At 49.1% G+C, this 26,421-nt stretch carries 22 protein-coding genes and 1 riboswitch; of the genes, 15 read left to right on the plus strand and 7 right to left on the minus strand.

Annotation, left to right across the window (positions count from 1 at the left end; translation table 11 throughout):
* Positions 1 to 215: 215 nt before the first annotated feature.
* On the plus strand, positions 216 to 2,216 hold the full coding sequence (gene tkt, locus ACFQ1C_RS04325) for a transketolase (protein WP_379557307.1): 2,001 nt from the start codon (positions 216 to 218) through the stop codon (positions 2,214 to 2,216).
* A 329-nt stretch (positions 2,217 to 2,545) separates the two neighbouring features.
* Here tkt and ACFQ1C_RS04330 read toward each other — a convergent pair whose 3' ends face one another.
* Positions 2,546 to 5,503 carry a sensor domain-containing phosphodiesterase gene (locus tag ACFQ1C_RS04330; protein ID WP_379557308.1) on the minus strand — a complete coding sequence of 986 codons (2,958 nt, stop codon included), beginning with the start codon at positions 5,501 to 5,503 and terminating at the stop codon, positions 2,546 to 2,548.
* A 214-nt stretch (positions 5,504 to 5,717) separates the two neighbouring features.
* Between ACFQ1C_RS04330 and ACFQ1C_RS04335 the strand changes: the two genes are divergently transcribed.
* Together ACFQ1C_RS04335 and ACFQ1C_RS04340 are read left to right on the plus strand one after the other, a co-directional pair.
* Complete coding sequence (locus ACFQ1C_RS04335; protein ID WP_379557309.1) at positions 5,718 to 6,137, plus strand: YeeE/YedE family protein; 420 nt, start codon at positions 5,718 to 5,720, stop codon at positions 6,135 to 6,137.
* A gap of 4 nt (positions 6,138 to 6,141) precedes the next feature.
* Positions 6,142 to 6,555 carry a DUF6691 family protein gene (locus ACFQ1C_RS04340; RefSeq protein ID WP_379557310.1) on the plus strand — a complete coding sequence of 138 codons (414 nt, stop codon included), beginning with the start codon at positions 6,142 to 6,144 and terminating at the stop codon, positions 6,553 to 6,555.
* 470 nt (positions 6,556 to 7,025) lie between these two features.
* On the opposite strand, the gene bcp is transcribed toward ACFQ1C_RS04340, so the two are convergent.
* Positions 7,026 to 7,493 (minus strand): thioredoxin-dependent thiol peroxidase, encoded by a 468-nt coding sequence (gene bcp, locus ACFQ1C_RS04345; RefSeq protein ID WP_379557329.1) that lies wholly within the window; start codon positions 7,491 to 7,493, stop codon positions 7,026 to 7,028.
* A 424-nt stretch (positions 7,494 to 7,917) separates the two neighbouring features.
* On the opposite strand from bcp, the gene bamC reads away from it, so the two are divergent.
* Together bamC and ACFQ1C_RS04355 are read left to right on the plus strand one after the other, a co-directional pair.
* On the plus strand, positions 7,918 to 8,913 hold the full coding sequence (bamC, locus tag ACFQ1C_RS04350; protein WP_379557311.1) for an outer membrane protein assembly factor BamC: 996 nt from the start codon (positions 7,918 to 7,920) through the stop codon (positions 8,911 to 8,913).
* Between the two features lie 226 nt (positions 8,914 to 9,139).
* Complete coding sequence (locus ACFQ1C_RS04355; RefSeq protein WP_379557312.1) at positions 9,140 to 11,488, plus strand: DNA polymerase II; 2,349 nt, start codon at positions 9,140 to 9,142, stop codon at positions 11,486 to 11,488.
* Between the two features lie 381 nt (positions 11,489 to 11,869).
* Here ACFQ1C_RS04355 and ACFQ1C_RS04360 read toward each other — a convergent pair whose 3' ends face one another.
* The 4 genes from ACFQ1C_RS04360 to ACFQ1C_RS04375 all read right to left on the minus strand — a co-directional run bounded on the left by ACFQ1C_RS04360 (position 11,870) and on the right by ACFQ1C_RS04375 (position 16,583).
* Complete coding sequence (locus ACFQ1C_RS04360; RefSeq protein WP_379557313.1) at positions 11,870 to 12,232, minus strand: MGMT family protein; 363 nt, start codon at positions 12,230 to 12,232, stop codon at positions 11,870 to 11,872.
* Positions 12,233 to 12,235: 3 nt separating this feature from the next.
* Positions 12,236 to 13,789 carry a methyl-accepting chemotaxis protein gene (locus ACFQ1C_RS04365; protein ID WP_379557314.1) on the minus strand — a complete coding sequence of 518 codons (1,554 nt, stop codon included), beginning with the start codon at positions 13,787 to 13,789 and terminating at the stop codon, positions 12,236 to 12,238.
* Positions 13,790 to 13,888: 99 nt separating this feature from the next.
* Complete coding sequence (gene ggt / locus ACFQ1C_RS04370; protein ID WP_379557315.1) at positions 13,889 to 15,652, minus strand: gamma-glutamyltransferase; 1,764 nt, start codon at positions 15,650 to 15,652, stop codon at positions 13,889 to 13,891.
* A 118-nt stretch (positions 15,653 to 15,770) separates the two neighbouring features.
* Positions 15,771 to 16,583, minus strand: a complete 813-nt coding sequence (locus ACFQ1C_RS04375; protein ID WP_379557316.1) for a DUF1853 family protein — start codon at positions 16,581 to 16,583, stop codon at positions 15,771 to 15,773.
* 63 nt (positions 16,584 to 16,646) lie between these two features.
* On the opposite strand from ACFQ1C_RS04375, the gene ACFQ1C_RS04380 reads away from it, so the two are divergent.
* The 10 genes from ACFQ1C_RS04380 to ACFQ1C_RS04425 all read left to right on the plus strand — a co-directional run bounded on the left by ACFQ1C_RS04380 (position 16,647) and on the right by ACFQ1C_RS04425 (position 25,641).
* Positions 16,647 to 17,405: a Nif3-like dinuclear metal center hexameric protein gene (locus ACFQ1C_RS04380; protein ID WP_379557317.1), complete on the plus strand. Its 759-nt coding sequence runs from the start codon at positions 16,647 to 16,649 to the stop codon at positions 17,403 to 17,405.
* Positions 17,406 to 17,736: 331 nt separating this feature from the next.
* Entirely contained in the window at positions 17,737 to 19,116 is a 1,380-nt protein-coding gene (locus tag ACFQ1C_RS04385) for a sigma-54-dependent transcriptional regulator (RefSeq protein WP_379557318.1), read from the plus strand.
* On the plus strand, positions 19,109 to 19,477 hold the full coding sequence (locus ACFQ1C_RS04390; RefSeq protein ID WP_379557319.1) for an Hpt domain-containing protein: 369 nt from the start codon (positions 19,109 to 19,111) through the stop codon (positions 19,475 to 19,477). The genes ACFQ1C_RS04385 and ACFQ1C_RS04390 overlap by 8 nt, the downstream gene beginning before the upstream one ends.
* 758 nt (positions 19,478 to 20,235) lie before the next feature.
* Positions 20,236 to 20,415, plus strand: a riboswitch (molybdenum cofactor riboswitch).
* Complete coding sequence (gene moaA, locus ACFQ1C_RS04395; RefSeq protein ID WP_379557320.1) at positions 20,403 to 21,383, plus strand: GTP 3',8-cyclase MoaA; 981 nt, start codon at positions 20,403 to 20,405, stop codon at positions 21,381 to 21,383. (Overlaps the previous riboswitch by 13 nt.)
* A 575-nt stretch (positions 21,384 to 21,958) precedes the next feature.
* Positions 21,959 to 22,474: a molybdenum cofactor biosynthesis protein B gene (gene moaB, locus ACFQ1C_RS04400; RefSeq protein WP_379557321.1), complete on the plus strand. Its 516-nt coding sequence runs from the start codon at positions 21,959 to 21,961 to the stop codon at positions 22,472 to 22,474.
* Positions 22,471 to 22,944: a cyclic pyranopterin monophosphate synthase MoaC gene (gene moaC, locus ACFQ1C_RS04405; protein ID WP_379557322.1), complete on the plus strand. Its 474-nt coding sequence runs from the start codon at positions 22,471 to 22,473 to the stop codon at positions 22,942 to 22,944. The genes moaB and moaC overlap by 4 nt, the downstream gene beginning before the upstream one ends.
* Positions 22,941 to 23,189: a molybdopterin synthase sulfur carrier subunit gene (gene moaD / locus ACFQ1C_RS04410; protein WP_379557323.1), complete on the plus strand. Its 249-nt coding sequence runs from the start codon at positions 22,941 to 22,943 to the stop codon at positions 23,187 to 23,189. Before moaC ends, moaD begins: the two co-directional genes overlap by 4 nt.
* Before the next feature lies 1 nt (position 23,190).
* A complete protein-coding gene (gene moaE, locus ACFQ1C_RS04415) occupies positions 23,191 to 23,634 on the plus strand; it encodes a molybdopterin synthase catalytic subunit MoaE (RefSeq protein WP_379557324.1) in 444 nt (147 codons plus the stop codon).
* A gap of 276 nt (positions 23,635 to 23,910) precedes the next feature.
* The gene (locus ACFQ1C_RS04420; protein WP_379557325.1) at positions 23,911 to 24,774 is read left to right on the plus strand and encodes a MetQ/NlpA family ABC transporter substrate-binding protein; all 864 of its coding nucleotides are present in this window, start codon (positions 23,911 to 23,913) and stop codon (positions 24,772 to 24,774) included.
* 6 nt (positions 24,775 to 24,780) lie between these two features.
* The gene (locus ACFQ1C_RS04425) at positions 24,781 to 25,641 is read left to right on the plus strand and encodes an alpha/beta fold hydrolase (protein WP_379557326.1); all 861 of its coding nucleotides are present in this window, start codon (positions 24,781 to 24,783) and stop codon (positions 25,639 to 25,641) included.
* A 376-nt stretch (positions 25,642 to 26,017) separates the two neighbouring features.
* Here ACFQ1C_RS04425 and ACFQ1C_RS04430 read toward each other — a convergent pair whose 3' ends face one another.
* Positions 26,018 to 26,284 (minus strand): DUF1289 domain-containing protein, encoded by a 267-nt coding sequence (locus tag ACFQ1C_RS04430; RefSeq protein WP_379557327.1) that lies wholly within the window; start codon positions 26,282 to 26,284, stop codon positions 26,018 to 26,020.
* Between the last annotated feature and the right edge of the window lie 137 nt (positions 26,285 to 26,421).

Below are 26,421 nucleotides of genomic sequence, written 5' to 3' on the forward strand. Positions count from 1 at the left end.
TTAACATCTGGACGGCTATTCTAATAAGGCAAGACGCCGATTACCAGCAAAATGTAAGAGCTTGCCTGCATTGGTGGTGTTTGTTGGTCATGAGCTAGGTTGTGGGTTAACGTTGAGCCCTACACAGATTAAATTTGCGCCGCCTAGCAGTCTTTGGGACAATACCGCCGTTTGTTCACCCCCTTAATAATAAGTAACCATCTCAGGAGATGTTGATGCCTTCTCGTCAAGTGCTTGCCAATGCCGTGCGTGCATTAAGTATGGATGCGGTACAGAAAGCCAATTCCGGTCACCCCGGAGCCCCTATGGGCATGGCAGATATTGCCGAGGTGTTGTGGCGCCATTACCTTAAGCACAACCCCAACAACCCTGATTGGGCCGATCGCGACCGTTTTATTTTGTCTAACGGCCATGGCTCTATGCTGCTGTACTCGTTGCTGCATCTTACTGGCTACGACTTATCCATTGAAGATCTCAAACAATTCCGTCAGTTACATTCCAAAACGCCGGGCCATCCCGAATACGGTTACGCACCAGGTATAGAGACCACCACCGGTCCATTAGGCCAGGGTATTACTAATGCCGTGGGCATGGCGATTGCCGAAAAAACCTTAGCGGCTCAGTTTAACCGCCCAGGCCACGACGTAGTCGACCACCACACCTATACTTTTTTAGGTGACGGTTGCTTAATGGAAGGTATTTCTCACGAAGCCTGTTCATTGGCCGGTACTTTAGGTCTTGGCAAGCTGATTGCTTTTTGGGATGACAACGGCATTTCTATCGATGGTGAACTAGACGGTTGGTTCAGCGACGATACCCCTAAGCGTTTTGAAGCTTATGGCTGGCAGGTGATTGCCGATGTAGACGGCCACGACGCTGCCTCTTTAACCAAGGCCATTGACGCCGCACGCGCCGACACCTCACGCCCTACGTTAATTTGCTGTAAAACCGTGATCGGTTTTGGCTCGCCTAATAAAGCAGGCACGTCAGACTGCCACGGTTCTCCTTTAGGTGACGCCGAAATTGCCGCGACTCGCGAGCAGTTGGGTTGGAGCCATGCACCGTTTGAAATTCCTGCCGATATTTATGCCGAGTGGGATGCAAAAGCCCAAGGCGAAGTGGTAGAAGCGAAGTGGAATGAAGAGTTCGCGGCCTATGCTGCTGCTCATCCAGAACTAGCCGCCGAGCTGAAGCGTCGCCTAAATGGCGAACTGCCAGCGGATTGGGCTGAGCAAAGCGCAGGTTTTATTAAAGACTTGCAAGCAAACCCGGCTAAAATTGCTACCCGTAAAGCCTCACAAAATGCGCTAGATGTATTTGGTGCCATTTTGCCTGAGCTGTTGGGCGGCAGTGCCGACTTGGCACCCTCTAACCTGACCATACACAAAGCCTCACAGGCAATTAGTAGCGATGATTTCAGCGGTAACTACCTGCACTATGGCGTGCGTGAGTTTGGCATGAGCGCCATCATGAATGGTGTGGCCTTGCACGGCGGTTTTGTGCCCTACGGCGGCACCTTCTTGATGTTTGTGGAATATGCGCGTAATGCCTTGCGCATGGCCGCTCTAATGAAGCAGCGCGCCATTTTCGTTTACACCCACGACTCTATCGGCCTAGGCGAAGACGGGCCAACCCACCAGCCGGTTGAGCAAATTGCTTCATTGCGCTTAACCCCGAATATGAGCACTTGGCGCCCCTGTGATCAGGTTGAGTCGGCAGTATCGTGGAAGGCCGCTATTGAGCGTCAAGACGGTCCTACTTCTTTGATTTTCTCTCGTCAGAACTTAGGCCAGATAGATCGTAACGAGCAGCAATTAGCGGACATAGCCAAAGGCGGTTATGTGCTGAAAGACTGCGCAGGCACGCCTGAGCTAATTATCATTGCTACCGGTTCTGAAATTGAGCTGGCCATGGCTGCGTGTGAGCAACTGAGTGCACAAGGCAAGCAAGTACGCGTTGTATCACTGCCGTGTACCGATGTGTTTGATGCCCAGTCTGCTGAGTATAAAGAAAGTGTATTGCCAGCGGCTGTGACCAAGCGTTTGGCCGTAGAAGCCGGTATTGCCGATTACTGGTACAAGTATGTGGGCTTTGGTGGTGACATCATCGGTATGACTACCTTTGGTGAGTCAGCTCCCGCAGGCGACTTGTTCAAGCTGTTCGGCTTTACCGTTGAAAACGTCGTTGAAAAAGCGAATGCCTTACTTTCTAAGTAAATATGGCAAATAAGCTAACTTAATACGCTAAGCGTATGGGTAATAAAAAACCGGCCAACAGGCCGGTTTTTTTATGGGAGAAAGGGCAGCGCCAAGCTAAATAATACTAATCACACTAAACAAATGGTCTGATTTTACTTCATGTAAAGGTCGAATAAAGGCACTACTCCACCGACACGCTGCAAGCACTTCCGCCATTCATGGCGGTCGGATGGCGTTTCCTGAGCCCATAGGGGACCGTTTGCTGCCGTGTATCTTTGCAGGGTAATGAACCCCAGACGTGAGTCTGGGGCTCGGTCTAGGGTAGCTGAGGGCTTACCGCTGAAGGCTTACAGCGGCTTTAACCACTCAATGAGTTCTGCCTCTGGCATCGGTCGGGCGCGAAGGTAGCCTTGATAGGATGGGCAATTAAGCTCGCTAAGGGTGGCAAGCTGCTGTTGAGTTTCAATACCTTCGGCAACCACGTCCATGTTAAGGGTACGGGCTAAGTTCAGTAAACAGGCAATAATGGCTTTGTCTTGCGGGCGCTGGTCAATGTATTGAATAAACGAGCGGTCTAGCTTTAACTCGTCAACGGGCAGTTCGCGCAGATAGGCAAATGATGAATAACCGGTACCAAAATCATCAATCGAAATATTAACACCCAAAGTCTTAATTTGTGCCATGCGGCTACGGCTTTCGGTGAGGTTTTCCAGAAAAACCCCTTCGGTGACTTCTAATATTAGGTGCTGCCGACAGCTGGGGTATTGCTGTAGCAGTAACGAGAGATGAGCAATAAAACCGGCGCTGTGAAACTGGCGCGCACTGATGTTAACCGATAAAGAACCCACCTTGATACCGGCTTGTTGCCAGCGATCAAAGCTAGAGCATGCCTCTAATAATACCCAGTTGCCGATATCACAAATTAGCGATGTCTCTTCTGCTACGGGGATAAACACCCCTGGCGGAATCGGTGTTTTACCCGGTGGTAACCAACGTAACAGTGCTTCTACACCGACGGGTTTATTATCGCTTACCCGTTGCTGTGGCTGAAAATAAAGCGTGAGTTCGTTATTGGCTAATGCTTGTTGTAAGTCATTAGAGATACGTAATCGCTCTTGTATTTCATCGGCCATTTCTTGGTTAAAAAATACATGACTACCCGGAGCGACTTGCTTGGCGATATGATTAGCGGTATCGGCTTGGCGCAGGTATTCATCATGGCTTAGCTGAGCTATCGGGAACAAACTAATACCGATGCTGGCGCTGAGGTGTAAGCGTAAATTGTCTAGTTCAAACGGGATAATAAACTGCTCAGATAGGCTGTGAGCCAGTTGTTCGGCGCGCGTTTTAGCACCAGTATACCCATGGCCTAAGTCTGGAAAAAGCAGCACAAACTCATCGCTAGCAATACGCGCTAAGCTTGCGCCATCAATGTGTTTGGTGAAGTTACTTAAGCGTTCAGCTACTAGTATTAATAGCTTGTCGCCAATGGCGTAGCCCAGAGAATCATTGATGTTCTTGAAGTCATCCAGATCGAGCAGCAACAGGGCGCCCCGACTTGAGTCAATTTCTGCTTGTGCAACGGTTTGGTTAATATGATCGACCATAAAGCGGCGATTATGCAGCCCAGTTAGCTCATCAAAATAGGCCATTTTCTCTATGCGTTGCTTGGCTTCCTGCTGTTGCGACAAATCTTCAACGCTGCATACCTGATGCATAATGCCTAATTTATCTCGTACCTGAGAAATACGCAGGTGGACGGGCAAAATCTGGCCATCGGCACGAATGAGTTGCTGCTCACCTTGCCAGCTCTGCTCTTGCGCTATGTGATGAGTAATGCTTTCTATGGTTGCTAGGCTGGGGTTGTCTGCCCTTAGGGTCAGCATCGAGCGACCAATCAGCTCGCCACCGTTATAACCGCTCATTTGTATAAAGGCCTGATTGGCTCTTTGAATATGCAGTTGGCCGTCGGTAATAAACAAACCTGCCTGAGTATCAAAGGCGACGGCTGCTACCATTAGGGCTTCCTGATCTCGCCGACGTAATAATTCGGCGCTGACCCTGTGTTCCAACTGCTCGAGTAACAACTGCAGCTTGTTTGAGACGCGTAGTGGCTGTTTGAACAGCAAGGTGAGTATGCCTACCGGTCGCTGGTCTTGATCCTTAATCGATAGACCGACATAAGACTGTATTCCTTTTTCTTGCAGCAGAGCATCGGATGGAAACAGCTCGGCAATATTATGATGATATACACAAATATTGTGTGGCCCGTTCACCGTGAACTGACAAGGGGTACCTGCGAGGTGATAACTGAACGGCGCTTGTAACTGTTCATCCATAAAGCAGGACACCACTCTCACCTTGTTCTGGTGTGGGTGTAACAGTCCGACCAGTGCGATATCAGCCTGACAAAGAGTAGTAAGCTGCACCATCAGCTGATTAAAAAAATCCTGACCGGTATGGCGTAACAATAAAGGAGTTAGCCGAGTGATATCGATATCTTCGTCTTGAACGGGTTCATTTTTGACGGGTTGTGTCATCAGCTTGGCAAGCTGAGCGGCAATGGCTGCCACAAATTGCATGTCTGAGAGGGTCACGGATGATCGCACTCTCGCGTATTCGAGGCTGACGACGCCAACGATTTTTTGCTCGATCACCAGAGGCACATCCAGCCGGTGCACAATGCCGTCGCCCGAGAGATAATTAAAGGCGCTCAGCAGCGGTTGTTGGGCACAATGGCTGTAACTCAGGCCTCCTCTTTGCTGCAAGGTACGTAAATAGCGCCGCTCTGCTTTTACCGGCAGCAAGGTAAAGGGCAGACCTTGGCTATATAAAGGGCGTAATACTTCTTCGGTGGCGTAATAGCGCCAGAGAATGACTCGGTCTGCCTCTTGGCGATTCATTAACAGATCTACCAGTATCGGCATTTGCGCCGAGAATGTGGCAGTGATCTGGTTCAGCCATGATTGCTGCAGCTGCCACTCGTTAACTCCCAGCACATCCTGCTGTTGATGCTGCGACATATCGGCGCTCAGCAGCCAGTGATTATTTTCAACCGGAGCAAGATGACACTGCCAGCGCCGCTCATTGATGGTCAGCGCCACACAGTCAGGTAAGCCTGCGGCACAAAGTTGCTCGAGCTGGCGTCGATCGTCCTCGTTAAGTTGGCACAGCAAAGATCGGCTTGCGTCGGGCAAGCGCATATCGTCTGCGGGTTGTGTTGTTAAAGGAGTGAGACAGAATTGAGAGTCCAGCCTAAAAAAACACAAGTGATGTTGAGGACGATGCAATGCAGGCAACTGCATATGGTTGATATTCCTTATGAAACCGTACTTTCCGAGTCAGGTTATACTGACGGTTAAGAGGGGTATTGTAAATAACGACCCTAAAATTGTGATGAGCTTTATGAGCTTTATGAGCTTTATGAGCTTTATGAGGCACTGAGAAACTAAAATACGTTATTGCTAATATAATGGATTACTTGCATTATTAGTGTTGTCTAATTTAATGGGTGCGATTATGACCATAGTTAATTTTACGCCATGGATTGCTTTAATGGGCGGTGCCTGTATTGGTGCTGGGGCGCTATTATTGCTGTTAGCAGCAGGAAAAATCGCGGGGATCAGTGGCATTGTAGCAGGCATTGGTACTCAGGCTGATAAAGGCTGGCGTGTCGCATTTGTATTGGGGCTAGTCTTGGTGCCTGCGGTGTTATTTGCCAGCGGCCAGATTGCAGTACCTGAGCTAACGTCTATCTCTATCTTTAAATTGGCGCTGGCCGGGTTGCTGGTCGGTATTGGTACGCGCTTAGGTAATGGCTGTACCAGTGGTCATGGCATTTGTGGCATTGGTCGCTTTTCTTGGCGTTCACTGGTGGCCACCTTGGTTTTTATGGCGGCAGGCATTGCCACGGTGACGGTATTAGGGCTGGGAGCATAAAAAGATGTTAATAATAATTGCACTATTATCCGGCACTTTATTTGGTTTGGGCATTGCGGTATCTGGCATGATCGATCCCGTTAAGGTGCAGGGTTTTTTGAATCTGTTTGGCGAGTGGGACCCCAGTTTAGCCTTGGTGATGGGCGGCGCGCTGTTGGTGTTTGCCCCAGGTTATTGGCTGTGGCGCCGTTTAGGCCATCAACAATGTGCACTGGGCTCTAAACTGCCTAAGGTACCGGCACCGGTCATTGATAAGCGGCTGGTGCTAGGAGCGCTTATTTTTGGTATCGGCTGGGGATTAGTCGGCATCTGCCCAGGGCCAGCATTAGGTTTGCTAGGTAGCTTACAGTGGCAGGCGGGTATCTTTGTGCTGTTTATGCTGGGCGGATTCTGGCTAGTAGGGAAGACACAGCGCTAAGCTAAACCTAAAACCTATTTTTGCCACGGAATCCACGAAATCCACGGAAAAATTAAGATGAGATAAAATCGAAAAGTGACAAGGATTTTTTATTGGTTAAGACCGGGCCGCTCCGAGCGGCTGTAAGCTTTACGCCGAGCCACGGTTTTTGGTCCAATGAATTGGACCCTACAAAAGGCCAGCGCCAAACCCTAACCTTCGTCATTGCGAGGAGTGCAACGACGCGGCAATCCATGGTTATGTACCGCGCCGTTGTAGCATGGATTGCCGCGCTACGCTCGCAAAGACGGAATAAGGGCGCATAACAACAGGGCGAAGAGTGAAGAGGGCAACCTAATGCCCCCGCTAACTTCTTTGCCTTATTCTTACCAATAGATCTCTTGGACCTTTTCGCCCTTATCTCATCTTAAATTTTCCGTGTTCTTCCGTGGCGAGAGAGTCTTGAGTCACTGCTTTTAGCTGGGCGGTGCTTACGCTTGCGTTAAGTAATTCATAACCACTTCGTGGTGATCTTTGGTTTTGAACTTGTCGAAGACCTTGGCTACGGTGCCAGTTTCGTCGATTAAAAAGCTGATGCGGTGAATACCGTCGTATTCTTTGCCCATAAAACGCTTTAATCCCCATACGCCAAAGGCGTCGGCTACGGCGTGGTCTTCATCGGACAACAAGGTGAAGTTCAGCTCGTCTTTTTCTTCAAATTTCTTTAGTCGAGCTACCGGATCTGGGCTGATGCCCAATACCACTACATTTTGTGCTTCCAATTCGGCTTGGCTATCGCGCAGGCTGCAGGCTTGAACTTTACAGCCCGGCGTCATGGCTTTGGGATAGAAATATACCAACACTTTTTTGCCACTAAAATCGCTAAGGCTAACTGACTTGCCATTTTGATCGAGCAAGGTAAAAGCAGGAGCTGGGCTACCAGCAGGTAAATATGTCATCACAAACCTATCTAAATAGAGGTGGAACAGACCACTGATGTTAGCATAAATGGTGCCGAGCTCCATTAGCACTCTTGTATTCGCAGCACGCCACTACTACCATAACCCCTCTTTTAGCGGTAACGAATTGTCTATCATTCGGCGCTAGCATAGTGGTACAAATAACGCTGAATTATTTAGTCGGTACTATTTAACGCGGCCTTTCTGCCGACGAATACGGGTCGACCTAGTGCATAAAAGCTGAATGTGTATCAATCTCTATTTTATGATACCCATCTTATACCGATGAAGTGAGCCGATACTGTTTGTAAGCTCATTCATACCTCAATGCCGCGTTTACCTTTGCTTCTGCTGCATAAAAACAGTACCGCAATGGTAAGGGAAGCGTTAATTAAAGCGGAGTTAATAGGGCGTGGATAAACCTTTGAAGACAAAAAACATGGTAATGGGTCTACTGGCCTTAAGTGTATTGGCTGGCTGCAGCAATCCTGAAACCCGTGCGCAAGCTAACCGTGGGTTTGATTATCAGGACTCAACGCTAAGAACCACTCCGTTGCTGATCCCGGCAGGCCTTGAAGCACCTAATTTCAATAATGAATATGTGATGCCTAAGCCGAGCGAAGCTGGCTTGAGGGGGGTAACGGGTAAAGATGTTGATGTTCGCCCCCCCACCCAGGTGCTGCCTTTGGTACGGGGCACTGAAGTATTGGAAAACGGTAGTGGCCTGTGGTTTTATCAGCAACGTTTAGACCAGCCATTAGAACAAGAGCTAAATCAGGCGCTAGAGGCCTTTTTAAAAGGGCAAAAATCTGAATATAGCCAAGCCGGTCAAGGCTGGCGCAGTAACGGTAAAGCCATTGGTAGTGCCGAGCAACAATTTAGCTGGCAATTGCGCCCAGACACGGTGCGTCGTGCTGTGGCAGTACAGATAAGCGCAGACGATAAGAGCTCGGGCCCTGCCCAAGATAAACAACGCGCAGAAGCATCGATGATGAATGCGTTCTCGTTGTCTTATCAGCGAGCGTTAACTCAGCAGAAAAACTTATTGGATCGCAGCCCCATCAAGCTAACACTCGATGAGGCGCAAGGGCGGTTACTGGTAGCCGAAGGCTACGACAGAAGCTGGAAGCGGTTGATTACCTTATTACCCACTTTGGGTTTTGACTTAACCAACCGCCAGCAAGCACTGGGCTATGTTGATGTTGAGTTTGACGGCCTTAGCAAGGGGAAGTGGCGTGATCTGAGCTTGCCTATGCTCAACATCCCCGAGCAAAAATACCGTATTCAGCTGGGCGACTTAGGTGAGCAAAGCAGTATTACGTTAAGCGACAAGAATAAAATACCCGTGTCTGCTGATATTTTAAGCAAGGTAGCCACTACCTTAACGGACGCCTTTCAGCGCACCGACCTGTTACGCTAAGTAAGCTACGCTAAATAAGTTGCGCTAATGTGTATTAGCTACTGTGAAAAAGCCTCGGTTATCGGGGCTTTTTTGTGGGCGATGGAAAATAGTGTTGGGTATGATTTAAAGGCTGGTGTTGTGTCGTCCTCTTCACCCTTCACCCTTCACCCTTTACCTTTCATCAGGTCTTTCTCTGCGAATAACAAAATAGCTCGGCTAGTGGTGGGGCTGATATAATGGCGCCATGAGTAATATTGAGCAGGGGTTTATTTTAACCCGCCATAGCCGTGATCGGCACAATAGTTGTGACATTGTTTATTGGCTGACCACGGATCAAGGTCCGGTGCGGCTGGTGCTGGGTGGCGAACGGCCACTGCTGATGATCCCCCTCGAACAACATGCTCAAGCCCTGCAAATACTGGCTCACGCCAATATTACGGCGCAATGGGCTACTCCCGGATTACAGACCTTAGAGCACCAAGCGGTGGGCGTGTTGTATTTTGCCACTATAGCGGGGCACAAAGCGGCCGCCGAGGTGTTGCGCCGCGAGGGTATCTCGGTATTTGAGGATGATATTCGCCTGCATGAGCGCTTTTTACTGAGTCGTTTTATTCGTGGTGGCGTGGCCTTTATGGGCACGCTTGAGCCAGCTAACGGTTTTCGCCAAGTCCGTCAGGCGCGGCTAAAACCGAGTGATTACACTCCCCAGTTTCGCGTGCTGTCATTAGATATTGAATGTTCGGGTCAAGGTGAGCTGTATTCTATTGGGCTGTACGGTGATGGGCTTGCGCGGGTATTGATGATAGGAAAGCCCGAGCCGGCCGAGACCGATATTTGTTGGCAGGCTAACGAAGTGGCGTTGCTTAAGGCGCTAGAGCAAGAATTAACTGAGTATGATCCCGATATTATTATTGGCTGGAATATCATCGGTTTTGATTTTCGCCTGCTATTACAGCGCGCAGCTTTACACGGCATAAGGCTGCGCTTGGGGCGAGGTGGTGAACCGGCCTTTTTACGTGAGTCCCATTATACCGATCAGGTTTTTATTACCTTGCCAGGCCGGGTGGTAATTGACGGCATCGCGGCGCTTAAAACGGCCTGCTATCAGTTTGACAGTTTTAGCCTTGAGTCGGTGGCTCAGCAATTATTAGGGCGGGGTAAGCAGACTGAAGATGTCGCCAATCGATTAGCCGCCATTACTCGGGATTTTCATCGCAATAAGCCAAAACTGGCCGCCTATAATTTAGAAGATTGCCGTTTGGTATGGGATATTTTTACTCATACTCGATTATTGGATTTCTTACGGCTACGCAGTCAACTAACCGGGCTAGAGCTGGACCGCGTGGGGGGCTCGGTGGCGGCGTTTACGCAAGTGTATTTGCCACACTTGCACCGTGCCGGCTATGTGGCGCCCAACCTACCTGCCGGAGGCGGCTTAGCCAGCCCGGGCGGCTATGTGATGGACTCTCGACCTGGGTTATATCGCCATGTGCTGGTGCTCGACTTTAAGAGCTTGTATCCGGCGATTATTCGTACTTTTAATATCGACCCGCTGGGATTGGTGATCGGCCTCAATGAAGAAGGGGCTATTCCTGGATTTCGCGGCGCTCGTTTTTCTCGTCACCAACACTTTCTGCCGGCCATTATTCAACATTTATGGCTGGCGCGAGATCAGGCCAAACGCGAACAAGATGCAGCGCGCTCTCAGGCCATTAAAATTTTAATGAACTCGTTTTATGGGGTGCTTGGCTCGGGAGGGTGTCGTTTTTATGATACGCGGTTGGCCTCATCGATTACGCTACGCGGTCATGAAATTATGCAACAAAGTGCGCGTTGGATAAGCGAGCAAGGGCATGAAGTGATTTATGGTGATACCGACTCGGTGTTTGTATTGTTGACCGGACACCATAATGAGGCGAGTGCCAGCACAGAGGGTAAGCGCCTTGGGGCTTTGGTTACGCAGTTGTGGCAACATAAATTGGCCGAAGAGTTACAAATAACCAGCCATCTTGAATTACAGTTTGAGTGCTACTTTGCTCGTTTTTTAATGCCGACCATTCGCGGCCAAGAGCAGGGCTCTAAAAAGCGTTATGCCGGATTAAGCTATAAAAATGGCATCAGTGAACTGGTGTTTAAGGGACTAGAAACCGTACGTTCAGATTGGACGCCCTTGGCGAAACATTTTCAAACTGAGCTGTATCGGCTTATTTTTAATGATGATGACCCCTGTGATTTTGTACGCGAGACCCTAGCTCATACCTTGTCGGGCAGATACGACGCAGATCTGGTGTACAGCAAGCGCTTGCGCCGCCCCTTGGCACAGTATGTGAAATCGCAGCCACCGCAGGTGCGAGCCGCACGGGATGCAGATACGCACAATGCGCGGTTAGGCTTGCCATTGCGTTATCAAAATAAAGGTGTGATCCGTTATGTAATGACGGTTAACGGCCCCGAAGCTTTGGAATATGTCAGCTCACCGCTGGATTATCAGCATTACGTAGATCGCCAAATCAAGCCGGTGGCAGAAGCCATCTTGCCGTTTATAGGACTCAACTTTGAAGCATTAACCGGCCAACAGCTGGGACTATTTTAATTATTGCCAAGCGCCTAGCACTAAGCTTAAAGACAGAGACTAAAGCTGTTTTTACCACGGAACCCACGGAAAAATAGCGATTAAATCTGAATAAAAACCTGTTAAGGATGAAGCGTAAAAAGTGAAGAGGACAACATGAGACCTAAAAGCCAAACCATCCTGCTACGCTGGATTAAAAGGGCAGTATTTGTCTTAGCTGATGGCTTACAGATTCAAGGTTATCGCTGCCCGAAGGGCTGGCTCTTACCAATAAATCACTTGGCCTTTCTCGCCCTTATCTCAGCTTAATTTTTCTGTGCGTTCCGTGTTCTTCCGTTGCGAGAAAGTCTTGAGTCACTGGTTTTAGCTGGGCGCTTGGTGCTGGGCGCCGGGCGCTGTTATCTACCCCTCAAACAGCATTAGCATGGCGGCTAGGTCGGGTTGCCATTGGTGTTGTGCCATGGCCACGTAATTACCACTCACGGCATTGCCCTTAAAGGTAACCCCTTCACTGAGTAAACGTTGCTTTTGCTCACGCCAAGCGGGGCTGCCTTTGGGTAGACTTAAACGCCCGCCAGCTCCTATCACTCGATGCCAAGGAAGGTGCTCGGTATTGTGAGTGCGCAATGTACGGCCCACCAATCTGGCACGACCTGGCAACCCTGCTAAGTCGGCGAGCTGACCATAACTGACCACACACCCGTAGGGCACCAACGCCAGTAGCTTTAGAATCTGGCGTTGGTGATCAGGGGCGGGGCTTACCATATTTTAAGAAAAGGTCCGAGTGAGATCGTTAAGCCCCTGGGAGCGATCAAGCAATTGTTTGCTTGAGTCTTCTACCTGCGCAATTTTAGTGAGGTTGGCAGACGAGGTTTCAGAAATTTGGTGCACATTATGGCTAATCTCTTCTGCAACCAGCTGTTGCTGCTCGGCGGCGGAAGAAATTTGTACCGTAATACCTACAATCTGATCAATCTCACTGACTACCAATGCAAGGCTATTACTGCCCGTTTCTGCCGCCTGCACACACTCTTGGCTATGCACCAAATTGGAGTCCATCATGGTGCGCCATTTGGCCAATGTTTGCTGAATTTGACTAATACTGCCTTGAATTTGCTCCGTAGCACCATGGGTACGGGTAGACAGCGCACGTACTTCTTCTGCGACCACGGCAAAGCCTCGGCCATGTTCACCGGCGCGAGCCGCTTCTATGGCCGCGTTTAACGCCAACAGGTTAGTTTGGTCGGCGATACCTTGGATTTCGCTCATTAAGGTGCCGATGCGGTTCGACTCTTCTGTTAACGCCAGCGTAGCGTGTGCCGCTTCCTCAGCTTCTTCAGCTAACCCAACAATTTTGATGCGAGTTTGCTCTAACTGCTCTTGGGTGACATGACACTGATGCTGGGCTTCTTCGGCATTGGTGGCGGCTTGCTGAGTGTTGCGGGTAATTTCATTAGCGGTCGCCGACATTTCATTAATAGCGGCGGCTATTTGATGGGTGTCGCTGTCTTGCTGGCTTAATTCTACTCGGGCGCCGGTCATGGCCTGCATCATCGAGCTGGCCAACTCTTTCAGTGAAATGGTGGCGTCATCCACACGCCCTAAAATGGTCCGGGTACGCGCTTGCCACATCTTTAAGTGATAATCGGCAATGGAGTGGGGTGCATCACCGGAATAAACCAATCGAGAAATACTGTCGTACTCTTGGCCAAGGCCTTGCAAGTATTGACGAGTGCCCAATAACGATTTGCGATAACACACACCTAGCCACAACAACGGCAGCAGGCTCCAGAGTAATTGACTGCTACCGCCGTTAATAAAAGCGGCAATTAGCAAGGCGCACAATCCTGCTAGTGGTGCGCCCGAAAGAATAGGCTTCAGCCATGATGCCGCCTTACGCTTTTGTTGCTCTTGTTTTAATAGCTGTCGATAGGCTTGGCTGGCCACATTGCGAGTTTTATCGTCAAGTTGAGTACGCACCGATTGAAAGCCAGTAATTTTCCCTTCGTTATAAATGGGGGTTACGTAGGCATCTACCCAATAATAACGGCCGTCTTTGCAGCGGTTTTTTACGGCGCCTCGCCAAGGGCGACCGGCTTTAGCGTGTTCCCATAAGTCATTAAAGGCAGCCTTGGGCATATCGGGATGGCGAACAATATTATGATTTTTTCCGACCAGCTCTTCGGGTAGATAACCTGCAACACGGCAAAATATATCATTGGCATAGGTAATAACACCACGTAAGTCTGTGGTTGAAACCAATTGCTCCTGGCCGTTGTAGGTGACTTCCTCGTCTATTACGTGTTGGTTTCTTTTACTCATGGATGATTATGCCCGTAATTAAATGATCATATATTTATCGATTGTATCGGTATTATTAACAATATACCTAAATGAGTTTCTTAATATTGAGACGGCGCGCTAATCAGCGGCCAACGCCGTGCCTTCGCGCCGAGGATCGGCAGCAGCGGTAATTTGATCTGGGTTGAGCATAATGACATGCAGACCCGAGTTAAGCTCGGTAAAACGAGTGGAAAATCCTAATGCTTCCATCGCGGGCTGCAAGGCGAGATTTCTGCCTTGAGGCTCCATTTCTAGCACACTGCCACGGTGTAATACATGCGGTTGATGCACGGCCTGCTGCGCGGTCATTCCCCAATCCAGTATATTAATAAGACTGTGCAGCACATAGCCAATAATACTGCTGCCGCCCGGTGAACCGACGATGAGTAACGGCTTATCATCCTGCATCACAATGGTGGGGGTCATGGAGGAGCGAGGGCGTTTACCCGGCTCTAGTCGATTGGCGACCGGCACGCCATTTACCGAGGGGCGAAAAGCAAAATCGGTTAACTCGTTATTTAATAAAAAGCCGTGCACCATTAACCGAGAGCCAAAGCCGTTTTCGATGGTGCTGGTCATCGACAAAGCGTTGCCTTCACCGTCCACAATGCTGATGTGGGTAGTAGACGGAAATTCTATAGAGGTATCCGAGGCCAAGCGGCCCAAAGTAGGCGCGGGCACGCCTGGGCTCACTGTAGCTAAAGCTTGATGAGACTGATTAAGTAACTGGGCGCGTTTGGCTAAATACTTTGGGGCCAGTAATCCGGCTACCGGTACCGATACAAAGTCACTGTCGGCGACATAATGATTGCGGTCGGCAAAGGCGAGGCGAGACGCATCGGCGATTAAGCGCCAGCTTTGCGGTGCATTGGGGCCTAAGGTAGCCAAGTTAGAATGAGACAAGATACCCAATATCTGCCCCAGTGCGAGCGTGCCTGAGCTCGGTGGCCCCATGCCGCAAATTTGATATTGCCGATAAGGCGCACATAAGGCAGGACGCTCTTTCACCTGATAACGGCTTAGGTCAGTCAGGCTTAAATAACCGGGGGTCTTAGCCTGAGCCACCTTATCAACCATGGCATTAGCAATTGGGCCTTCATAAAACGCGCTGGGGCCATTCACACTGATTTGTGTCAGCACCTTGGCAAGCTTGGGATTAGTGTGGATGCTGCCAGCCGCTAGCGGCTTGCCTTGCTCGTTAAAGAAGTAACGCTGACTGTCGGCATCTTTTGCCAAATGCTCTTGATCTCGTGCAATAAGGTGAGCCAGTCGAGGTGAAACAATAAACCCGTCGTTTGCTAAACGAATAGCCGAGGCAAAGAGTGTTTGCCATTCGAGCTTGCCAAAGCGCTGATGGGCTTGCCACATCAGCATCACTGTGCCCGGCGTGCCCACCGAGCGTCCACCGACCACCGCATCAAAAAAAGCCAGCGGCTGCTGATTCTTGTCTAAAAAAAGATCGTCCGGTGCCGCCATAGGGGCGGTTTCTCGGCCATCGAGAGTGGTAAGCCGGGCGTGTTGTTGCTGCCAATACACCATAAAACCACCGCCACCCAAGCCAGAAGATTGTGGCTCCACTAGCGTTAGCACGGCCTGTGCGGCAATCATGGCGTCTACTGCGCTACCGCCCTGTTGTAGTATGTGTTGCGCGGCTTGGCTGGCATATGGATTGGCCGTGACCACCATGGCTTTTTTTGCGCTCACCAGCGGTTTATCGATCCAGCCGGTCGCCGATTCGGGTGCGAAAGTGCTCAGTGCCGATGAAAGCGGCGTGGCCGTCGTCGTTGCCAATACCGGGAGGCCGGTAACAGCCAGCATTACAAACAATAACAGTGGGCGCATCGCCTGACTCCTAGGGGCAGTGGGTTGCTGAATCATAAATATAACTGATACTGAAAACAAATAAGTTACTGAATATAAAATAAAATATAGATTCACTAACTCAGGGGAACTGCAAAAGTCATCTCAAAAAGTCAACAGACCCTAACCACTCTTGATCTACTTGAATATACCAGTTGCCCTTGGCATCTCGATAATTCTGCTTGCGGTCTAATACTTCGCTGTGGCGCCCACCCGTTAGCCAACCCAATTTGTGTTGGGGAATAAACTCAGGTTCAGGTGGTTCCATTCCCCATCTCCCTCTTTCACCTTGTTCAGATAAAAACTGCTGGCAAGTCTCAGGGTAATATAAGCGGCCCTTTAAAATTAAGCGTCTGTGTTCTGGTAACAGACCTAACTGTAAAAGGCGCTGGTGAACCAGAGGCTGCTGGCTTAGCATCAGCTGATGATTGAGCATATGCTGATGCTTGCGTCGCAACTTGTCGCGCGGATTCATGCCAAAAGCACTGTCAAAGGCGTCATCTTGTTGACTAATCAGGTAGAATTTAACAGCCAGCTCCCAATGCTCAATACGTTTTAGCTGCCGGTCCCAAATAATAAAGTCGAATGCGCCGACCGTGGTGCCGTCAATTACCTGCTGCCAGTCATGAGCCAGCACCTGAAAGCGATGATGATCGAGCAGAAAAAAATGCCACAGCGATTCAAAGTAAAAACCAAGGCGCCGATGTGGCTCGCAATGCTGGTGCAGTAGCCCAGGAGACGCATCCAGCTCAATAAGCCGAGGCTGGTATTCGGTAAGTAATTGCCAATACCATGAGTTATCCGGTGCCAAAGGTGAGTGCTGTAATAGGTTGGGGCTGGCCAAAGCCCAAGCCAAGTCTCGCACCATTGGGTCACTGAGTTGTGATAATAAAGAGTGCAGAGCATTACTCATTCAAGGAACCTTCTGTTTTACACTTTCTGTATACAGGGGGCCAAATCACGTCATGGAGTCAGCATGAATAATTTAGAACTTGAGCGGCTATTAAATGAGCAGCTTAATGTGGCAGCGATTAAAGATTTCTGTCCGAATGGCCTGCAAGTAGAAGGTAAGTCTGAGGTTAGCAAAATCATTACCGGTGTAACAGCCAGCCAGGCGCTTATTGAGCAGGCTATTTTGGCCAACGCCGATGCGATATTGGTGCATCATGGTTATTTTTGGAAAGGCGAAAATGAGCAAGTGCGCGGCATGAAGCGCCTGCGACTAAAAGCACTACTGGCTCATGACATTAATTTATATGCCTATCACTTGCCTCTGGATATTGCACCAAAACTAGGTAACAACGCCCAATTAGCGGCCTTGTTAGGTATTACTAATACTGGTCCCTTAGAAGAGGGTAATGCATTGTCGGTCGCACGGTGGGGAGAGCTAGAAACCCCACTTAGCGGGGCGCAACTAAGCGAGCGGATACAACATCGGCTGGGGCGTTCTGTTTTGCACGTGGGTGAGACTGGGCCTAGACTGATCCGTCGGGTGGGTTTTTGCACCGGCGGTGGCCAAGGCTATATTGACTTGGCTGCGCAACAAGGGATGGATGCGTTTATTACTGGCGAAGTGTCGGAGCAAACCGTGCATGTTGCTCGAGAATGTGGCATACACTTTTTTGCAGCCGGCCACCATGCTACCGAACGTTATGGCGTAAAGGCGCTGGGCGAGTGGTTAGCAGCAGAGCAGGGATTACAGGTGAGCTTTATTGACGTTGATAATCCGGCTTAAAGCGAAACAAGCCGCACGTTTTGCGCTGTGCGCGGTCAATGAAAGGCGTGATACACCAGTGAAGACAGACAAAAAAATACCAAGGTATAGTAATACCTTGGTTTCGCAGCAGCCACTTGGCTTAAAAATGATTGTCGTTACTAACGCTAATAAAAGAAAACAAAAACATCACAGGCAGATACACAGCATTAATATGAATGAGTCATACTGAGTGTTGATGTGATGTTAACATTCAGTTAATTTACTGCAAGTTTTTTCGCGCGATTGTATAAAGTTTACAAAAATCAAAGCGCTAAAAGATAAACCTAATGGTTAAAGGTGAGAGATATAAATGGGTGATGAGAGACTGAATGTCTTATTGGTAGAGGATACTGCTTCTTTGGCTGCGCTTTACCAGGCTTATCTTCAGGATGAACCACTGACGTTGACCGTAGTGAACAATGGGCAGCAAGCATTGGAGCATATTCGGCGACAACCGCCAGATATCCTGTTGCTTGATTTAATGTTGCCTGATATGCCAGGTATGGATATTTTAGAATGGTTACATCGTGAGCAGCCCAATGTCACCACCATTGTGATCACGGCTCATGGTTCGGTAGATGTGGCCGTAGAGGCGATGCGCTTGGGGGCTCACGACTTTATTAATAAACCGATTGAAGTTGAGCGACTTAAAGTAACGTTGCATAACACCATGAAGTTTCGCCACCTTAATCGGCTAGTAGACCGCTATCGCCATGATATTGAAAAAGAACCTTTTCAAGGGTTTATTGGTGCAAGCTTGCCGATGCAAAAAGTGTATCGTCTCATTGAAAATGCGGCTCCTAGCAGTGCAACGGTGTTTATTAGCGGTGAAAGCGGCACCGGCAAAGAAGTGTGCGCCGAGGCTCTACATCAGCTGAGTGGTCGCAATGACGGACCCTTTATCGCGCTTAATTGTGCGGCTATTCCTAAAGAGCTGATGGAAAGCGAACTGTTTGGTCATATTAAGGGGGCATTTACCGGTGCCTTGCAAGATCGCGATGGTGCCGTGATCCGAGCCAATGGTGGCACGCTGTTTATGGACGAAATCTGTGAAATGGACTTGGAGCTGCAAAGTAAGCTGCTGCGTTTTTTACAGAGCGGAGAAATACAGCCGGTAGGCAGTTCTCAGCAAATTAAGGTCGATGTGCGCATTGTGTGTGCCACTAATCGAGATCCTTTATTAGAAGTTGAACAAGGGCGTTTTCGGGAAGACTTATATTACCGGTTGCATGTGATCCCTATTCATTTGCCTCCGTTACGAGAACGAGGCACCGATGTGATCAGCATTGCTACCGCACTAGTGCGCCAGGCTTCTCGAGAAGAAAATAAGTCGTTTGTTGGCTTGTCAGAGCCAACCAAAGACCGCCTGCAAGCCTACCATTGGCCGGGTAATGTGCGGCAATTGCAAAACGTGATCCGCAATGCCGTGGTATTACATCAAGGCGAATGGATAGAGCAAGACATGTTGCCAGCCCCATTAGATCATCCTCAAGGCCAGCAGGGAAGCGTCGAGGTAGTGACTGACGCATTGCCCGCGCCCATAGTGCCGTTAGCGGTGTTAGAGCGCCAAGCAATAGAAAGGGCCATCGGGCATTGCCAAGGCAATGTGTCGCGGGCGGCGGCTTTGCTTGAAGTGAGTCCTTCTACTATTTATCGAAAACTACAAGGCTGGGATAACTCCCATGATTGACTGGCAGACGTTGCAAGAGAAGCTTCCGCTACTTGATGAGTATCACTTGCAGCGTATGGAACAAGAATTAGGTCCGTCGGTATTTGCGCGCTTACTCCGTCTGTTTATTGAGGACGGTCAGCAGCTGGGCAAGACGTTAGAGCTGGCATTTCTTGATCATAGCTGGGCGCAAATGGCATTGAGCTGCCATAGCTTAAAATCTGCTTGTGGTAGCTATGGTGCGCTGCGTTGTCAGTATTTGAGTGAAAAGCTAGAGCAGTCTTGCAATCAGCAAGATGAGGTAACCATCGGCCAACAATACAAAGCTTGGCAGAGCGCACTGGCCGCGACCTTGGTGGCGGCACAAGACAGGTTGAAATAGCGGAAACATAGAGTCCGGCGCCCAGCTAAAAAGTATGTGAGTGGGGACTAGGGAGCAGGGATCGGTAAGAACCGAAACCTATACTGATAGTGCCTAAAGATTCGGTCTTTTTCGCCAAGGAATACACGGAAAAATTAAGTTGAGATAACAGCGAAAAGGCCCAAGAAATCTTATTGGTAAGAGCCAGCCCTTCGGGCAGCGATAAGCTTGAAGCTGTGTCTACTTATTCGGGGCCATTCCACAAATACTGCCCTTTTAATCCAGCGTAGCAGGATGGTTTGGCTTTTAGGTCTCATGTTGTCCTCTTCACTCTTTACGCTTCACCCTTAACAGTTTTTTATTCAGATTTAATCGCTATTTTTCCGTGGATTCCGTGTTCTTCCGTTGCAAAGAATTTTTAATATTTTGAACGTAAGACCGTATTTTCGGTGAAAAAAAGATAAAAAAATGGCCAACCCAAACGGGTTGGCCGAACTTCAGCATAAGCTGAAGAGAGCACGGGATAAAAACAACTACCATTACTTATGAAATAATCGTGCCAACTTTTCAAGGCCAACGATAGCAAGGCTTAGCGTAAAAAATAATCGTAAATGTTGTTGCTGTTTGCGAATATTTATCTTTTTGCAGCGATTTGTTGTGGCAATATGAAAGTATCTGTACCTTACTTCGCAGAGTTAAGATCTGGTTAATAAAATTCTTGATCTAAAGCTATATGTATTTAAGGTGATGGTAGGAAACAGAGAATAGTAGAAAATTGGAAACGTCAAAAACTCCGAGTCGGGTAAACCTACGTTACATGTGAAGTGGCTTTGTGCAGTCGTTGGGCTAATAAGCAAGCATGCTAATAGGGTTGCCAGACCGCTCAGCGTAAAGCTGTAAGGGTTGCGGTAGAAATGCCGTTGCCTCCCTCATTGGAAAGGTGTTTATGTTTGAATTACAGGATGCGTTCGCGCGCAAGTTCCAATATTTGCGGTTGTCGGTCACCGATGTCTGCAACTTTAAGTGTCAATATTGCCTACCAGACGGCTATATGCCCGACGGTCGCAAGTCATTTCTCACCCTAGACGAAATTCGCCGCTTGGTGCATGGCTTTGCTGCCATGGGCACTAGCAAGGTGCGTATTACGGGCGGTGAGCCTTCCTTACGTAAAGACTTCACTCAAATCATTGAGACTGTCGCTGCGACCCCCGGTATCGAAAAAGTGGCGATGACCACTAATGGCTACCGAATGAAAAAACAGGTGGCCGATTGGCGTCAAGCGGGGTTAACCGCTATCAACGTGAGCGTTGATAGCCTCGACCCGCGCATGTTTCATCAAATTACTGGGCAAAACCGTTTTCACGAAGTTATGGATGGCATTGATGCCGCCTTTGTAGCGGGATTTGAGCAGGTAAAAGTGAATGCGGTATTAATGCGTGGCTTAAATGATGGTGATTTAGACCGTTTCTTGGCCTGGATCAAAGACAACCCCATTCAATTACGCTTTATTGAGCTAATGCAAACCGGCGAAATGGATGAGCTGTTTCAACGCCATCATGTGCGGGGTGCAGTCATTAAGGCAATATTGCTGCAGCAAGGCTGGCAGCAGAAGCTAAAAGCCCATAATGACGGTCCGGCCGAGGTGTTCTGGCATGCTGATTATAAAGGTGAAATTGGCTTGATCATGCCCTATTCAAAAGACTTTTGTGCCAGTTGCAATCGTTTACGGGTGTCGTCCTTAGGTAAGCTTCACTTATGTCTTTTTGGTGATTATGGTGTTGATTTGCGTGATCTATTAGCCGACGACCATCATCAAGCTGACTTGCAGCGACGCTTGCGAGAAGCCTTGGTTGATAAAAAAGCCACGCACTTTCTCCATGAAGGGATCACCGGCATGACGCCGCATTTGGCCTCCATCGGTGGTTAAGTAGGGTGCAATAAGGCCAGCGTCCGCGTTCTCCATGAAGGGATCACCGGTATGACGCCACATTTGGCCTCCATCGGTAGTTAAGTAGGGTGCAATAAGGCCAGCGTCCGCGTTCTCCATGAAGGGATCACCGGTATGACGCCGCATTTGGCCTCCATCGGTGGTTAAGTAGGGTGCAATAAGGCCAGCGTCCGCGTTCTCCATGAAGGGATCACCGGTATGACGCCACATTTGGCCTCCATCGGTGGTTAAGTAGGGTGCAATAAGGCCAGCGTCCGTGTTCTCCATGAAGGGATCACCGGTATGACGCCGCATTTGGCCTCCATCGGTGGTTAAGTTTGCAGACAAGCGCCCGGCGCCCAGCACCAAAGAAAACAAAGAAGTTAGAGGGTAGTCACTAGGTTGTCCTCTTCACCCTTAACAGGTTTTTTATTCAGATTTGCTCTCTATTTTTCCATGGGTTCTGTGTATTCCGTGGCGAGAGAGTCTTTAATCTCATCTCTACATTTAGTTAGGGAAGAGTTGCGTTCTGCGCTGTGTTTTTATCAGATAACAATTGGTATTAAGGGAATCTTATGAGTCATGTTGCGACCGCTTTTGTACCGCTAAAAATAGCGGTACTGACTGTTTCAGACACCCGTAATGAAGACACCGACAGCTCGGGGCAGTTTTTAGTTAACTCCCTTATCGATGCGGGTCATCAGCTGGCAGAAAAAGTCATTCTTAAAGATGATAAATATCAGATGCGAGCCCTCGTTTCTCGCTGGATAGCCAGCCCCGAGGTGCAAGTAGTACTGATCACCGGCGGCACCGGTTTTACCGGTCGCGATACCACCCCCGAGGCTATCAGCCCCTTGCTAGACAGTCACATCGACGGCTTTGGTGAATTGTTTCGCCATATTACTTATCAAGAGCTAGGTACCTCAACGGTGCAAAGTCGCGCTTTAGGCGGGTTAGCTAATCACACTGCTATTTTTTGCTTACCCGGGTCCACCGGCGCCTGTCGCACCGGTTGGACGGGAATTTTGGCCGAGCAACTCGATGCTCGCCACAAGCCCTGTAACTTTGTTCAACATTTGGTGGGTGCATGAGTGAATTAACGCACATTAATGCTTCAGGCGAAGCCAATATGGTGGACGTGAGCGACAAGGCAGTGACGGTGCGAGAAGCACGAGCCGAAGCTTGGGTGCTAATGGCAGAACAGACGTTGGCCCTTATTTTGAACGGCCAGCATCACAAAGGTGATGTTTTTGCCACGGCCCGTATTGCCGGCATTATGGCGGCCAAAAAAACCGCCGATCTTATCCCGCTGTGCCATCCATTGGCGTTGTCTAAGGTAGAGGTGCAACTCACGCCCGATACCGACCGTGGTGGTGTGCACATTGAGAGCTATTGCAAGCTGTCGGGCCAAACAGGCGTTGAGATGGAAGCATTAACCGCCGCTTCAGTCGCGGCGTTAACTATTTATGATATGTGTAAAGCGGTACAAAAAGACATGCGCATTGAAGGTATTCGCCTACTAGAAAAACGTGGCGGTAAATCGGGAGATTTTACGGCATGAGTATAACCGTGGTTTTTTTTGCACGAGTGCGTGAACAGCTAGGTCAGGACACTCTTGAGCTAAGCGGTGATTTCGACAACGTTGATGCGGTGCGCCAGCACTTGGTGGCCCGCGGCGCTCCATGGTCTAGTGCACTGGGTAGCCATCAGTTATTAACGGCTGTTAATCACACCATAGTGGCGATGAGCTCCCCGGTAAAAGCGGGAGATGAAGTCGCTTTTTTCCCGCCAGTAACGGGAGGTTAAAATGATCCAAGTACAAACGGAAGATTTTGATTTAGCCTCTGAATATGGCGCATTGAGTGACTCTTACCAGACTGGTGCCGTGGTGACTTTTGTTGGCAAAGTGCGCGACATGAATCAAGGCGATAAAGTCAGTGGCATGGTTCTTGAACACTATCCCGGCATGACGGAGAAAGCACTGCAAGGCATAGTGGCCCAAGCTTATGAGCGCTGGCCGTTATTGGCGTGTAAAGTTATTCATCGCGTGGGTGCCCTTGATCTAGGTGACCAGATTGTATTTGTTGGCGTGGCCAGTCAACATCGCGAGGCGGCGTTTAGCGCCTGTCAATTCATCATGGATTATTTAAAAACCCAAGCCCCGTTCTGGAAAAAAGAACAAACCTCAGACGGCACACGCTGGGTAGAAGCCAAAGACAGCGACACCCAAGCCGCCAAAAGCTGGGAATAACAGCCGCGCTAAGCTAACAGCCAGACACAAAAGCTATTTTTGCAACGGAAGAACGCGGAATACGCGGAAAAATTAACTTGGGATAAGGGCGAAAAGTGACTAGAGCATATTTATAGTAAGGTCTTAATAATAAAATATGTCTTTTCAGATCTTATCTTTATTTTTCCGTGCGTTCCGTGGATTCCGTGGCAAAAATAGTATTGGAATTTGATTTAACTGATAGCTTAAAGCTGACGGCTTATAGCTGCCCGAAGGGCCCTATTTAAAGGAGTTGTAATGCGTCGTACTTTATTGAAATTGCCTTTGTTGGCACTGGCTTTTGCGGCTTTGCCGCTATCGGTGATGGCGGCAGATGCCAATAAAAAAGAGATTGTTATTGGCACTACCGTGGGTGACTTTGCCGACATGGTCACCGAGTCGATAAAACCCTATTTAGAGCAGCAGGGTTATCAGGTGAAGTTGGTTGAATTTACCGACTACGTGATTCCTAATATTGCGCTCGCAGAAGGCTCGCTGGATGTTAACTGCTTTCAGCACAAACCCTATTTAGACAGCTTTAGCAAAGACCGAAAACTGGAACTTACGCCAGTAACTCAGGTGCCAACAGGGCCTATGGGGCTGTATTCTGGTAAGCAAAGCGCGCTGGATCAGGTAAAGCGGGGCAGTACGGTTGCCATTCCTAATGATCCAACCAATCAGGCTCGGGCATTATTAATGTTGGCTGACTTAGGCTGGATAGAGCTAAAAACCGAGATTAACCCACTGAAAGCAAGCGAGTTTGATATTGCTGATAATCCCAAGGGGATTAAGCTGGTGGCTTTAGAAGCGGCACAACTGCCGCGTTCACGCCAAGATGTCGACTTTGCGGTGATTAATGGCAACTATGCCGCCTCCAGTGGCATTGAATTTACTGAAGGTCTGTTTTTAGAGCGCAGTTACGACTTTATCAACTGGGTAGTGGTGCGCGGCGAAGACCAAGAACAGCCTTTTGTGCAAGATGTGATTGCCGCCTACAACTCGGATGCTTTTAAAGAGTATGCGCGTGAACATTTTGCAGGTTATAAATATCCAGAGTCTTGGGAATTGCAGGCGTCGAATGAGCAGCCAGAGTCCAAAGAACAGCCTGAGCCGAAGGAATAAGTATTCATGCAGTCGCCTTCGCATACCAACTGGCAGTTTGCCGTGCACGGCCGTCAATTGGCCGTTATGGAGTGGGGTAACCCGCAGGGCACTCCCGTAATTGCGCTGCACGGTTGGCTGGATAATGCCGCAAGCTTTACCTTGCTAGCACACCATTTACCCCATGTTCGCCTTATTGCGCTGGACTTGGCTGGCCATGGTTTCTCTGATCACCGACCTGTCGGCCAGCCTTATTATATTTGGGATAATGTGGCCGATGTGCAGGCATTGGTTGAACATTTGGCGTTAGATGAGGTAGTACTACTGGGGCATTCTTTGGGCGCGGGCGTGGCCACTTTATTTGCTGGGGCCTTTCCTGAACGGGTCAGCCGGATGATTTTACTCGATGGCATGATACCGCTGGATTACCCGGCCTCGCAGCTGCCCGAGTCGATGGCTAAAGCGCTGCGTCGCGGGGCACGATTATCGCGACGCACCCTTAAACCCTATGACAGCTTTGAACAGGCACTAGAAACACGCATTAACAGTCGTTGGCCGGTCAGTCGAGAAGCTGCTACTTGGTTATTAGAACGAGGTATGCGCCAAACGGCCGATGGTTGGGTTTGGCGCAGCGATATGGCGTTAACCCAGCCTTCTATTGTTCGCTTGTGTGAATCACAAATAGCGGCCTTTGTGCGTCGGCTAAGTATGCCGGTGCAATTAATAATGGCAGAGCGGAGCGAAGAGCTGTCGTTAATAGAGACGATGCTGCCCTTGGTAGCAGATCTTGAATTTAAGACCTTAGCGGCGAGCCATCATTTACACTTAGAATCGGGCCCAGCCCAGCAAATTGCCAACTGGATCCGCGAATCCCTTCGAGGGCGTTAAGCGATTAATGATGAGCTGAAGTGACAAACTCACCCTGTCGCCTTGCGTTTTAGCTGCAAGCTCTGCGAAGCAGGATGGTTTTTTCGTTGTTCTTTAGCTGAACGCGCAATACTTACCGCTACCTGATTCCCCACTAAGCTCCGGCCAATAAGTTACTGGGTTGATCAATAGTTTGCCACAGCAGGTGTAGGTGATGAACGATTCAAAAAGGGGTCGGGCATTTTTGCATATTTTTATAGCGAAATGACTCCGACCCCTTTCTTTCCTTTCTTTTGGGCACCTGCAAAGGCACTGGACCCCCGCCTTCGCGAGGGTGACGATAACGGCAAACTCGTCTCGGAACCCACATCAATTATTAGCTATTACTTATATTTGATTAAAGCGGCAATGAATCTTGTGGTGGCGTTTGTTGCGAGTCAGATTCAAAGTTTAGCTCCAGCTGCTTTTTACGTGCCGCCGCCAGTACTCGGCGTTTGCGATCCTGACACAGTCGGATCACCTCTCGTTTTTGCCCCGAGCTAAACAGTAACCAATTGAAACGCTCGTCGCGGTTACGAAAGCAGCCTTTGCAGTAGCCTCTGTTATTGACCTGACAGACACCGATGCAGGGGCTGAGTACGTCAAAAAACTCCAGTTGTTCCATTTCGCTCCCTCCTACTTCAGGCGCTGTAAGCCATAAGTTTAAAAGTACACTATATGCTTTAAATGTTTTTCTTGGAATGGCCCCGAATAAGTAGACACTTCTTCAGAGTGAGGAAGTGTATGCAATACCGAACCAAA

The organism is Oceanisphaera ostreae, assembly GCF_042676125.1.
GTDB lineage: Bacteria > Pseudomonadota > Gammaproteobacteria > Enterobacterales > Aeromonadaceae > Oceanimonas > Oceanimonas ostreae.